General features: G+C 41.0%; 11 protein-coding genes and 1 other RNA gene. 11 read left to right on the top strand and 1 reads right to left on the bottom strand.

Annotated elements, in window-relative coordinates; genetic code table 11:
• Positions 1–50: 50 nt before the first annotated feature.
• An RNA gene (gene rnpB, locus BLP87_RS01220) (RNase P RNA component class A) lies at positions 51–525 on the bottom strand.
• A gap of 220 nt (positions 526–745) precedes the next feature.
• Here rnpB and kduI point away from each other — a divergent pair.
• From kduI to rlmD, 11 genes are all read left to right on the top strand, one after another.
• The gene (gene kduI / locus BLP87_RS01215; protein ID WP_074461074.1) at positions 746–1,609 is read left to right on the top strand and encodes a 5-dehydro-4-deoxy-D-glucuronate isomerase; all 864 of its coding nucleotides are present in this window, start codon (positions 746–748) and stop codon (positions 1,607–1,609) included.
• 14 nt (positions 1,610–1,623) lie between these two features.
• A complete protein-coding gene (locus BLP87_RS01210; RefSeq protein ID WP_176756581.1) occupies positions 1,624–2,463 on the top strand; it encodes a gluconate 5-dehydrogenase in 840 nt (279 codons plus the stop codon).
• Between the two features lie 51 nt (positions 2,464–2,514).
• Complete coding sequence (locus BLP87_RS01205; protein WP_074461073.1) at positions 2,515–3,477, top strand: bifunctional 4-hydroxy-2-oxoglutarate aldolase/2-dehydro-3-deoxy-phosphogluconate aldolase; 963 nt, start codon at positions 2,515–2,517, stop codon at positions 3,475–3,477.
• Positions 3,478–3,599: 122 nt separating this feature from the next.
• Positions 3,600–4,625, top strand: coding sequence for a sugar kinase (locus tag BLP87_RS01200; RefSeq protein WP_074461072.1), 1,026 nt, complete (start codon positions 3,600–3,602; stop codon positions 4,623–4,625).
• A 151-nt stretch (positions 4,626–4,776) separates the two neighbouring features.
• Positions 4,777–6,036, top strand: coding sequence for an HD domain-containing phosphohydrolase (locus BLP87_RS01195; protein ID WP_074461071.1), 1,260 nt, complete (start codon positions 4,777–4,779; stop codon positions 6,034–6,036).
• Between the two features lie 24 nt (positions 6,037–6,060).
• On the top strand, positions 6,061–7,110 hold the full coding sequence (locus BLP87_RS01190) for an acyltransferase (RefSeq protein WP_074461070.1): 1,050 nt from the start codon (positions 6,061–6,063) through the stop codon (positions 7,108–7,110).
• Positions 7,111–7,227: 117 nt separating this feature from the next.
• Positions 7,228–7,563, top strand: a complete 336-nt coding sequence (locus tag BLP87_RS01185) for a PadR family transcriptional regulator (protein ID WP_074461069.1) — start codon at positions 7,228–7,230, stop codon at positions 7,561–7,563.
• The gene (locus BLP87_RS01180; protein ID WP_074461068.1) at positions 7,563–8,528 is read left to right on the top strand and encodes a permease prefix domain 1-containing protein; all 966 of its coding nucleotides are present in this window, start codon (positions 7,563–7,565) and stop codon (positions 8,526–8,528) included. The genes BLP87_RS01185 and BLP87_RS01180 overlap by 1 nt, the downstream gene beginning before the upstream one ends.
• 10 nt (positions 8,529–8,538) lie before the next feature.
• On the top strand, positions 8,539–9,297 hold the full coding sequence (locus BLP87_RS01175; protein ID WP_074461067.1) for a DUF4097 family beta strand repeat-containing protein: 759 nt from the start codon (positions 8,539–8,541) through the stop codon (positions 9,295–9,297).
• Positions 9,298–9,427: 130 nt separating this feature from the next.
• Positions 9,428–9,811: a hypothetical protein gene (locus tag BLP87_RS01170; protein WP_074461066.1), complete on the top strand. Its 384-nt coding sequence runs from the start codon at positions 9,428–9,430 to the stop codon at positions 9,809–9,811.
• 84 nt (positions 9,812–9,895) lie between these two features.
• Positions 9,896–11,197: a 23S rRNA (uracil(1939)-C(5))-methyltransferase RlmD gene (gene rlmD / locus BLP87_RS01165; protein WP_074461065.1), complete on the top strand. Its 1,302-nt coding sequence runs from the start codon at positions 9,896–9,898 to the stop codon at positions 11,195–11,197.
• The last annotated feature ends 653 nt before the right edge of the window (positions 11,198–11,850 follow it).

The raw sequence follows: 11,850 nt of genomic DNA, 5'->3' as shown, positions 1-11,850 counted from the left end.
CCAAGAATGGGCTTCGATTGCCCAACCGGAAGATTGCTATTTTTTCTTTTTAAAGGAGTAGGACTGTAAGCCGGGTTATGTCGTGGATGATCATCTATCTAGGACTGTCGTCGCCGACAGCCTCAAGCGACCCACCTGAAAGCGAACCGGGCCGGTTCATGGCTTTCTTTTCGGTCTTGCTTCGGATGAGGTTTACATGGCTACCGGTGTTACCACCGGCACGGTAGTCTCTTACACTGCCTTTCCACCCTTACGGATCAGTGGGGCGGTCACTCGGAAAGCAAGCTTTCCTCGTTACACGGCATTCGCCGTATGTCTATGTCATGATATGTCGTCTTGCATGCAAGCATGCATCCGACAATCATTCCATAGCCGGCCCGCCTCATTGCTAACGCGGTATATCTCTGTTGCACTGTCTCGGGAGTTGCCTCCGCCAGACGTTATCTGGCATCCTGCCCTGTGAAGCCCGGACTTTCCTCTCCCATGCCCTTTCGTCTGCATGGCAGCGATCATCTATCCTACTCAGTCCTATATAATACCATAAAATCAATTTTTTACAACAACTTTTGCAATACCAAACTTAAATCGTTATGATAAAATTAGCTTAGCATGAAAGTGCTTACATAGGTCAAGATTTGCAAGTTTTTTATATAAAAACGAGCAGACACGGAAAATATTTTCAAGTATCATAGCTATATCGAAATGATTGTTTTTGTACTGCGTTATGCAGTGGATTGGAGATGCTATGGAACTTAGAACTGCGTGTTCTCCCAGAGATGAGAGGAATTACGATACTTCAAGACTTAGAGAAGAATTTTTAATTGATGACCTTTTTAAGCCGGATGAGATTAAGCTTGTATACAGTCAGATTGATAGGATCATCACCGGATCGGCGGTTCCTGTTGAGAAGGAATTACACCTTACTGCAGGAGATGAGCTGAGAGCTGAGTATTTTTTACAGCGACGTGAGATGGGTGTTATCAATATTGGCGGAGACGGTGTGATCGTCATCGACGGCAAAAAGTACGATGTTGGCTTCAAGCAGGGCATGTATATCGGAATGGGAGCAAGAGATATATCTTTTGCAAGTAAAGAGGCTTCCAAGCCTGCCAAATTCTATATCAACAGCGCGCCTGCACATAAGACTTATCCCACAGTTCTCATTAAGAGAGAGGGAACACCTTCGGATGATGTTGTCATCATCAAGGATGAGAACAAGAAGGAATTGGGAAGCCTTGAACAGTCCAATCACAGAGTCATAAACAAATACATTCTTCCCGGACAGGTGGAATCCTGTCAGCTTGAAATGGGTATGACCGAACTTAAGCCCGGCAGTGTATGGAACACAATGCCGTGCCACACTCACGACAGGAGAATGGAAGTTTATCTTTATTTTGAGGTCCCTGAGGATGCTCTTGTTATGCATTTTATGGGAGAGCCTACGGAGACGAGGCATATCATTATGAGAAATGAGCAGGCAGTTATAAGTCCCAGTTGGTCTATTCATTCGGGATGCGGAACACAGTCGTACACATTCATCTGGGGTATGGTCGGAGAGAATCAGGATTTCGACGATATGGATGATTGTGATATGTCAGAACTTAGATGATCGGAGGTATAGATATGCAGGATTTTTTGAAGAATTTTTCACTTGAAGGCAAGGTGGCATGGATCACAGGTGCTTCATACGGACTTGGCCTTGCTTATGCCGTAGCTTTTGCACAGAGCGGAGCTAAGGTTGTTTTTAATGATATAAACCGTGAACTTGTTGATAAGGGATTGGAAGAATATAAGAAACTCGGCATCGAAGCATTCGGTGCGGTTTGTGATGTTACGAAGGAAGATCAGGTTAAGGATTTCGTTGCTCAGGTTGAGAAGAATGTCGGCACGATCGATATTCTCGTAAACAACGCAGGCATCATTAAGAGAATTCCAATGATCGATATGACGGTAGAACAGTGGAATCAGGTTATTGATGTTGACCTTACAGGTCCTTTCATTTGTTCTAAGGCAGTGCTTCCCGCTATGATTGAAAAAGGAAGCGGCAAGATCATAAATGCCTGTTCAATGATGTCTGAATTCGGACGTGAGACAGTGTCGGCTTATGCGGCAGCAAAGGGCGGACTTAAGATGCTCACAAGAAATATCTGTTCCGAATACGGTCAGTACAATATCCAGTGTAACGCCATTGGACCCGGATATATTGCAACTCCGCAGACAGCTCCTCTCAGGGAGAAACAGCCTGACGGATCGATGCATCCTTTCGACAGATTTATTCGTTCCAAGACGCCGGCTCAGAGATGGGGTAAGACAGAAGATCTTATGGGACTTGCAGTATTCCTTGCGTCTCCTGCATCTGATTTCATTAATGGACAGGTAATCTACATCGACGGTGGAATTACGGCTTATATCGGACAGGATCCGAGTAATCTCGATCCAAGTAAGATGCAAGATGTGGATTGATAAACATCTTTTGTTTAAATCCATTAGTTTATAAAGAGAAAGGCGAAAGAAATGGATAAGATTTGCGAAGAACTTTACAAAATTGGTATTGTGCCCGTTATTGCGATCGATGACGCAAAGGACGCAGCTCCTCTTGCAGAGGCACTCATTAAGGGTGGACTTCCCGCAGCAGAGGTTACATTCCGTACAGCAGCTGCTGAGGATGCAATTAAGATTATTTCAGAGAAATACCCTGAGATGATCGTTGGTGCAGGAACTGTTCTTAATGCTGAGCAGGCAGACCGTGCAAAGGCTGCAGGAGCTAAGTTTATTGTCAGCCCCGGATTCAACAGATCAAATGTTGAATACATTCAGAGTATCGGTGTGCCGGTTGTTCCCGGAACAGCTACACCCGGTGAGGTTGAGCAGGCAATTGAACTTGGACTTGATTGTGTAAAATTCTTCCCTGCCGAGCAGAATGGTGGTATTGCCAAGATTAAGGCTATGGCAGCTCCTTATACTAAGATGCACTTCATGCCTACAGGTGGTGTAAACAAGAACAACCTCAATGATTACCTCGGATTCAACAAGGTATTCTGCTGTGGCGGAAGCTGGATGGTTAAGAAGGATCTTATCTCAGCAGGTAAGTTCGATGAGATAGAAGCTATGACAAGAGATGCTGTAAATGCAATGCTCGGATTCAAGATGAAGCACATCGGAATAAACGAGACAGATGCTGCAGCAGCTGAGTCAGTAGCAGATAAGTTTGATTCACTCTTTGGATTCACTAAGAAGGTTGGTAATTCTTCTGTATTTGCCGGAAGCGTTGTTGAAGTTATGAAGGCAAAGGGACGCGGAACAAACGGACACATTGCAATCGGAACAAACAATGTTGACAGAGCTGTTTATCATCTTGGCAAGCAGGGCGTTAAGTTTGATGAATCATCATTTGCATATGATGCTGACAACCATCTTAAGGTTGCATATCTTGCTGATGAATTCGGCGGATTTGCTGTACATCTTGTAAAAAACTGATCACTTAACGAGGTTTTTTCGAGTTTAGTGCGAAGTTTTGTTCCGGCGAGGCATTTATTGCCGAGAGCGGAACTTCTTGATGAAAATAAATAATTTTAGTTAGATAGAGAGAGGAATAAACTATGTCAAAGAAAGTTGTTACATTTGGTGAGATTATGCTGCGTCTGCAGCCCGATAATTATTTAAGATTTGTTCAGGTTGACCACCTTGAAGCTACATTTGGTGGCGGAGAAGCTAACGTATCTGTTTCTCTTGCAAACTACGGACTTGATTCTGTATATGTTACAAAGCTTCCTAAGCATGAGATCGGTCAGGCTGCCGTTAATTCACTCAGAAAGTTCGGCGTTGACACATCTAAGATTGCAAGAGGCGGCGACAGAGTAGGTATCTACTACAACGAGAAGGGCGCTTCACAGAGAGGTTCAAAGTGCATTTATGACCGTGCACATTCAGCTATCGCTGAGGCAGTTCCCGCTGACTTCAACTGGGATGAGATCTTCGAGGGTGCTGAGTGGTTCCACTTCACAGGAATTACTCCCGCTGTAAGTGATTCTCTTGCAGAGATCACACTTGAAGCTGCTAAGAAGGCTAAGGAGCACGGACTTACAGTATCATGTGACCTTAACTACAGAGGAAAGCTCTGGAGCAAGGAGAAGGCAGGCAAGGTTATGGCTGAGCTTTGCCAGTATGTAGATGTATGTATCGCTAACGAAGAGGATGCTGATGACGTATTCGGAATCAAGGCTTCTTCAACTGACGTTACAACAGGTAAGCTTAACAGAGAGGGTTACATCGAAGTTGCTCAGAAGCTTACAGAGAGATTTGGATTTAAGAAGGTTGCTATCACTCTTCGTGAATCACTCTCAGCAAATGACAACAACTGGAGCGCAATGCTTTATACAGACGGACAGGCTTACTTCTCAAAGAAGTATGCACTTCGTATTGTTGACCGTGTCGGTGGCGGAGATTCATTCGGCGGCGGACTTATCTACAGCTGCGTAAACGGATTCGATCCTCAGGCTACAATCGAGTTTGCTGTTGCTGCATCGGCTCTTAAGCATTCAATCGAAGGTGACTTCAACCTTGTTACAGTTGATGAGGTAAATAAGCTTGCAGGTGGCGACGGATCGGGACGTATCCAGAGATAATTTTTTGATGATCGTCGACTGGATCATAAATTATTTAATTTTTATAAAAATTTTTTAATAACATTAGCACCGCGCATTGTTAAATGTGCGGTGTTTTTTGTATAATATATTTGCGAAAGTTTGAAACAAAGTATATGTGAGGAATTAAATAATGAAATTTGATAAGACGGTCAATACATTTTTGACTCTATTATCAGTATTAATGATATTGATAACAGCTTTTTTTGTAGAAAGACTTATTACACATAATAACGTTTCATCTGTGTATACCAGTAAACTTAGTCTTACCGGAGCAAAGCTTTCTGATGATCTGTATGCCAAGGTTTCTAAAACTATGGTTCAGAAAACTGATAACGGTTCATTAACCCAATATGAGATAGAGATTGTCAATTCGGGCGATACCGATATAACAAACTGGAATCTCAAGATGGCATATTTTCCGACTGTTAAGGTCATAGATGTGTATAATGTTGAAGGGGCGCCCGAAGGCGACAGCTATATTTTTACACCTCTTTATAACAATATGACTATCAAAGCGGGAGAGAGCTGTGAGTTTGGAATGTCTATAGATGCGTCTGCGGATTATGCGCCTACAAGTATGGTGCTGACCGGATTTAAGCTTGATCCGACCGGAAGTACATTAGGCAATAAGCTGATTTCCGCACTATTTGTTTTGTGGATAGTTTTCTGCGCAAGTTACATGGTTGTAAAGTACAATTCTATCAGTTTCTTGAAGAAACAGAAGAATGATATCAGAATTATTCTTCAGTCTATGAATACTTTCATAAGCTTTATAGACGCAAAAGATCCGTATACCAGAGGCCATTCGAGAAGAGTTGCGATGTATGCTGCCGAGATTTCAAAGAGGATGCATCTTACGGAGTCTGAGATACAGAATGTTTATTATGCAGGTCTTTTGCATGACGCAGGTAAGATAAGCGTTCCGGATGCCATTCTTAATAAACCCGGAAAGCTTACAAATGAGGAAAGACAACTTGTCCAGAATCATACGGTTGCCGGCGGTAATATGCTTAAGCAGCTTTCGTCACTTAAGGGCGTCAGAGAGACAGCTCTTTATCACCATGAGAGATTTGACGGAAAGGGATATCCCGAGGGACTTAAGGGAAGTGAGATTCCTCTTTACGCCAGAATAGTCGGTGTAGCTGATTCTTACGATGCCATGTCAAGTAACCGTGTGTACAGAAGGCATCTTAGTAAGGATGAAATCATAGAAGAAATGCAGAAGGGATCCGGAAGTCAGTTCGATCCCGAGATTGTTCCGTATATGGTTGATATGATCAACGATGGTTATGTTAACGTTGTTAAGATGGAGACAGCCGAAGACGAAAGCGGCGACGATAAGCTTCATATCAGTGAGGAGGATATTCCCGGACTTTACATGGGATTATGATTTTGAATTAAAGGGGATTTAAGTTTGCTGGAAAAAGGAAAAGAGTTGGGAAGCGGCAGATTCGCACATTTGGATCTGCTTAGGCTGATCGCATGTTTTTTGGTTGTTTTTAATCATACACAAGGATGTATAAAATTATATGAATATGGTTCGGGTGCAGTGACGTTCCCTGCGTTTGTGCGCCTGTTTATCGCGATGACGGTAAAGATAAATGTTCCTGTCTTTTACATGATAACAGGAAGCTTGTTGCTTAACAGAGACAGGGGATACAGGGAAATATTCGGCAGGATTTCTAAAATGTTTTCGATACTTTTGATTTTTAGTATCGTTTCGCATGCTTTATATAAAGGGGAATTCTATTTTCCCGGATTTATAAGAAATTTTGCGTCAGCTACGGTTGACGGCGCAGGGCCTTACTGGTACCTGTATTCATATCTGGGAATTCTTTTGGTTCTTCCGTTTTTAAGATCTATAGCTGCAAGAATGAATACGCGAGATGTTTCTTATCTTATCGGTGCCAGATTGGTTATCGGTGCTGTTATTCCGATGCTGTTTTTGATCGCAAACAGTATTGTTGACAGTAATATGTATATCGCACATGAGTTCCAGCCTGCAATGATCATTGTGGATTGCGTTTTTTATCCGCTTGTGGGTTATGGGATTGACAGATGTCTTGAAGAAAAAGAAACGCTGAATTATAACAGGATATTCCTTGCCTTTTTGTTTGTGACAGCGGATATTCTGGGAGTTGTTGCGATGCTGATATCCGGGAACGGAGAGTCGTTTGACGGATTTGTTTTCGTCATGGTAATGTCATTTTTTGTGTTTATAAAAAAATCTGTTTCCAAGAGCAGTCATTGTGCGGATGGCATAATTTCAGCGTTGGGAGCCCTGACGTTTGGAATATATCTTTTGGATCCCATTATCGGTCCGCTTTGTAAGAAGTTATTTGATTTTAAAGGTGATTACAAGATGTTTTGGTCTTCGATTGTCTATTGCCTGTTTTCAATGATTGTTGGAGGGAGCTTAACTTTTGTTTTTAAGGGTTTTAAGAAAAAATTCTTTCAAAAATAAACATTGAAAGAAAAAACGGACTGAAAAGTTCGTTTTTTTCTTGACATACTGCGGCAGTCGGAGTATATTTACTACGACAGGCATAGTATAGATTGATATTCCAAGAGGAGGTTGTAAATGATAGAGATTAGCAGTGATGTCATTAGAGGCTACAATGACACGATGATTCTGTTTATATTGATGGAAGAACCATCCTATGGCTATGAAATATCTAAGAAAATAAGAGCTCTGTCAAAAGAGAAGTATATTATCAAGGAAACTACATTGTACTCAGCATTTACCAGAATGGAGAAGAACGGGTACGTAGAATCATACAGCCAGAATGCTGATAACGGTAAAAAGAGAACATATTACAAGATAACTGAAAGCGGAAGAAATTATTATCATGAAAAGTGCCTTGAATGGACTCTTACCAAAGAAGTTGTAGAGAACTTTATTAGAGGAGACAAGTAATGGAAACAATAAGAAATTATTTGGAATCTATGTTTGCAAATTTGCCTAATACTCCCGAAGTTATGCGTGCGAAAAATGAACTTTTGAGCATGATGGAGGATAAGTTTACAGAGCTTATTTCCGAAGGAAAGCCACAGAATGAAGCTGTCGGAATAGTAATCTCGGAATTTGGAAATCTTGAGGAACTAGCCGAATCTCTTGGAATTGATAAAGTTGTCGGTGAAAAGAATGTCTGCGAGAGACGTCTTGTGACCAATGAAGAAGCAAGAAATTACATTTATGATGCGGCTCAGAACAGAACGCTCATAGGTCTTGGGGTTATGCTTATAATCTTTGCACCCATATTCCCTATAATTTTTAATGAAATAGGAGCTGCGTTTCTTTTTATAGATGTCAGCATCGGAGTTGGTCTTATCGTGTGGGCCTGCATTCGTATGTCGCAGTGGAAGTTTCTTGATAACACGCTTTGTTGTATCGATTTTTCTACAGCAGAATATTTATATACAGCCAAAAAGAACAATATGACCAGCAAAGCCATTATGTTTACCGTCGGAATCATGTTCTGCATTGTAAGCGTTATTCCCGTTATAATTTTCGAGGGACTTTTTTCTGCAAAAGATTATTACTACGTTATTGTAGGCCCTGCGATGTTGTTTATTATTGTGGGAATCGGAGTGCTTCTCATCATTGCCTCCGGAGCCAAGGACAGCGCATATACCAAGCTTCTTTCACTTAACGGTACAGAAACTGTTGCAGGTAATTATGAAGCGGTCCGCGCCACAAAAGAGCCTTATACAGATAAGAAAAAAGCGGCGGAAGTGATGTCTGTTTATTGGAGAACGGTCACATGCATATATATTATATGGAGTTTCATTTCGTTCGACTGGCTCATTACATGGATCATATGGCCACTTGCTGCGGTATTTCACGGTATCATGAAGACACTTTTTAATACTAAGTGGTGAGGAGAGTTTAATGAAAAAAATATATTTGTGGGTATTGTCTGTAATTACCTTCTTTGCGGTGCTTTTTGGCTGTGCATATCATTTGTACGGCCTTTTGGGAAACAAAGATAAGAGCAATGAAATGGTAAGCGTAAGCTATGATTTTGATAATATTGAGAAAATAAATATTGATGCAAGTCTTGTTGATATGAACATGGTTGCGGGTGATAAGTTTTCAGTGGACTTTTCCGGGTTAAAAGATCTTTTGCCTGATGTTTCGGAAGATAATAAAATTTTGGAGATCAAGCAGCATTCGATAGATAATGATACAAGTTTCAATCTTTTTAAATCGCGTAGAAGAAATCTGCACGGAGTTGACAATGTGCTGACAATAACCGTTCCGTCAGGGACTGAGCTTGAAGAAATTGATTTTGTCTGTGCTCTCGGAGATGCCGATATTACAGGTGTCAATGTAAAGAAGATTGATGTTGAGTGTGCACTTGGAGATATTGATATAAAAGATATGACGGCCGATCAGATCTATCTTGAGGCCGATATGGGTGATGTATCCGTTGACAGTGCCGATGTCAGGAGTATTGATGCCACACTTTCAATGGGAAGTTTTAAGGCAGATCTTGTAAAAGATATTTCCGAATACGGTCTGGAACTCGGCGTTTCAATGGGTGAATGTAAAGTTGACGGAAAATCTGTATCGAGAAAATATACCAAGGCCGGAAAAGGCGGAACTGTAAAAGTTTCCTGTGATATGGGCGATGTGAATATCAAATAAATTATAATCGCATTGTTTTTGGTTAAAAGAATAATTGAAAGAATGAAATCTCTAAGGTATAATCAATATCGTAGGAATGCTGGGAGGTTAGGCGTTTCCTATAAAAATTGTATTTTTTTGTGAGGTTTTTATGTCATCTATTATCCAGGCTAATCAGGTTTTCAACAATGAGATACCCTTTTGCAGGGTATATAGCATTGATAGCAAAAAGATGCTCGAAGAGCGTTTTCTTGCACATAGGATATCTTATTTTATAGAATGGCAGGATAAGTCATTTTTGCAGAGATTGTTTGACAGAAAGGGCAATAAGATTGTTTGCACTTTCAAGATCAACAAGAATGAGCTTGCAAGAGCTAAAGAGATCTCTGAAGGAATTGAAGGAATCAAGTATAAGGACTACGGAGATTTTGATGCTGCGGATCGCATACGCAGAAGAAGCGAAGCTGTTAAATCACAGCCCGATCCTATGGTATTGCCTGCTTTAAAGATTGAAGAAATATCTGATGACGAATGATAAGTAAAAACATGTAGAATAGGGGAGACGTTGTTTCCTCTATTTTTTTGTTGGATTAGGAAATAAATTTTTTTGGAGATTCTTATGGCTGAGAAAAAGAATGTTTATAAAAAGAATACTGAAAAGGGAAAGACGGCACGTAAACCTTTTAAGGGTGAGGCTTTGAGAAAAAGTGTGCCCGGAAATCCTCAGAAGAGAACGGGAGTTAAAGAAAACGGTAATGACAAGAGTGCTGCCGTAAAAAAGAGCAGGTGTCCGTATTTTAAGAAGTGTGGCGCCTGTCAGATGATAGACACCCCTTATAAGAAGCAGCTTAATCTTAAGCATGCACGTCTTGCAGAACTTCTTGAACCCTATACGAAAGTAGAGTCGTTTATCGGAATGGAGGAGCCTGAACACTACAGATGCAAGGTTCATGCAGTCTTTTCACATGACAGAAAAGGAAATCCCATTTCCGGAATATACAAAGAGGGAAGTCACGAAGTGGTACCGGTTGAAAAATGTCTTCTTGAAGATGAGAAGGCGGATGCGATCATTGCTTCGATCAGAGGAATGCTCCGATCGTTTAAGATTAAGACCTATGATGAAGACAACGGTTTTGGGCTTCTTCGTCATGTTCTTATCAGAATAGGCAGATACAGCGGGGAGATAATGGTTGTGCTTGTTACGGTATCGCCTATTTTCCCATCCAAGAATAACTTTGTTAAGGCACTCAGAAAAGAGCATCCCGAGATCACAACTATCGTCCTTAATGTAAATGACAAGCAGACAAGCATGATACTGGGCGATAAAGAGAAGCCTCTTTACGGCCCCGGATTTATCTATGATACATGCTGCGGAATGAAATTTAAGATAAGTCCCAAGTCTTTCTATCAGGTGAATCCTGTGCAGACAGAGCTTTTGTACAAGACCGCGATTGATATGGCAGGGCTTACGGGAGATGAGATCGCGCTTGACTGCTACAGCGGTGTTGGCACGATCGGAATTATCGCAAGTCCCCATGTAAAGGAAGTTATAAGCGTTGAGCTCAACGGCGATGCGGTAAAAGATGCCATATTAAATGCCAAGATAAATGAAGTAAAGAATATTACTTTCTATAAAAATGATGCCACTAAATTCATGCAACAGATGGCTGACTCCGGAGATAAAGCGGATGTTGTATTTATGGATCCGCCGCGTTCAGGTTCAACGGTTGAATTCATCAATTCAATGATCAATCTTTCGCCCAAAAAGGTTGTTTACATTTCTTGCAGCCCGGATTCTCTTGCAAGAGACTTAGAACTTATCACAAAAGGCGGCTACAAAGTAAAGAAGGCAATTCCGGTAGATATGTTCCCGTTTACAAGGAGCATAGAAACAGTCTGTCTGTTAACGAAATCAAGCTGAAGGCGCAGATTGAGTTTACAGAAGACTGTTGTTCTGGCTCGCGCTTAGCGCGAGAGCAGAACTTCCTTGTGAAAAAGTGGTGAGAAGATTACAAAGGTCCCTGCGATAGATGTCCACGAAGCCAAGTCGTGGCTAAGTAATGAGTGTATTTTTTATGAAAAGTGATCACTAAAAAATAGTGGTCACTTTTTTGGATTAGGTATATAATGTTCGAAGCGGTTTTTAGTCTGAAAAACTGCTATAAATTCTATTTTCACAATATAGTCAGTGACGTTTAGAGTCTTTTCACTGCTTATATTCCCAACTATTTTGAAATAGGCATTTGCTTTTTGAGGATGATTACTGCTCATATTTACAATGCTTTCATTATGAGCAGAGGTATTTTGCTGTTATCTATAGAAAAAAGTGGTAGAGGCACTGCTTATGTGCTTTTTTCATAAATCTAGTCAGAGCGGGATAAAAAATAAAGCGCAAATTCATCTGCTTAGATTCAGGACATTCTTAATCTAGGCATTGCGAGTAAAAAAATCTTCACTGCCTATGTGGTGAAAAGAGTGTAAAAAGCAGAGGTTAATCGGCTTATTCAGAAAAGTTGCAGTGCATAGACAATAATCAGGTCATTTGGCTAAGCAAAGATAAAAGAAGGAGAAGTA

The sequence above is a fragment of the Butyrivibrio hungatei genome (assembly GCF_900101605.1).
In the GTDB taxonomy this organism is placed as follows: Bacteria; Bacillota; Clostridia; order Lachnospirales; family Lachnospiraceae; genus Butyrivibrio; species Butyrivibrio hungatei_B.
This window is presented reverse-complemented; position numbering and strand designations above follow the sequence as displayed.

What these genes read in the sequence shown, in the direction of transcription:
- rlmD (WP_074461065.1), top strand. Translation starts at nt 9,896, where the DNA reads ATGGCTGAGAAAAAGAATGTTTATAAAAAGAATACTGAAAAGGGAAAG.
- BLP87_RS01185 (WP_074461069.1), top strand. Translation starts at nt 7,228, where the DNA reads ATGATAGAGATTAGCAGTGATGTCATTAGAGGCTACAATGACACGATG.
- BLP87_RS01175 (WP_074461067.1), top strand. Translation starts at nt 8,539, where the DNA reads ATGAAAAAAATATATTTGTGGGTATTGTCTGTAATTACCTTCTTTGCG.
- BLP87_RS01180 (WP_074461068.1), top strand. Translation starts at nt 7,563, where the DNA reads ATGGAAACAATAAGAAATTATTTGGAATCTATGTTTGCAAATTTGCCT.
- BLP87_RS01210 (WP_176756581.1), top strand. Translation starts at nt 1,624, where the DNA reads ATGCAGGATTTTTTGAAGAATTTTTCACTTGAAGGCAAGGTGGCATGG.
- BLP87_RS01170 (WP_074461066.1), top strand. Translation starts at nt 9,428, where the DNA reads ATGTCATCTATTATCCAGGCTAATCAGGTTTTCAACAATGAGATACCC.
- BLP87_RS01195 (WP_074461071.1), top strand. Translation starts at nt 4,777, where the DNA reads ATGAAATTTGATAAGACGGTCAATACATTTTTGACTCTATTATCAGTA.
- BLP87_RS01200 (WP_074461072.1), top strand. Translation starts at nt 3,600, where the DNA reads ATGTCAAAGAAAGTTGTTACATTTGGTGAGATTATGCTGCGTCTGCAG.
- BLP87_RS01205 (WP_074461073.1), top strand. Translation starts at nt 2,515, where the DNA reads ATGGATAAGATTTGCGAAGAACTTTACAAAATTGGTATTGTGCCCGTT.
- kduI (WP_074461074.1), top strand. Translation starts at nt 746, where the DNA reads ATGGAACTTAGAACTGCGTGTTCTCCCAGAGATGAGAGGAATTACGAT.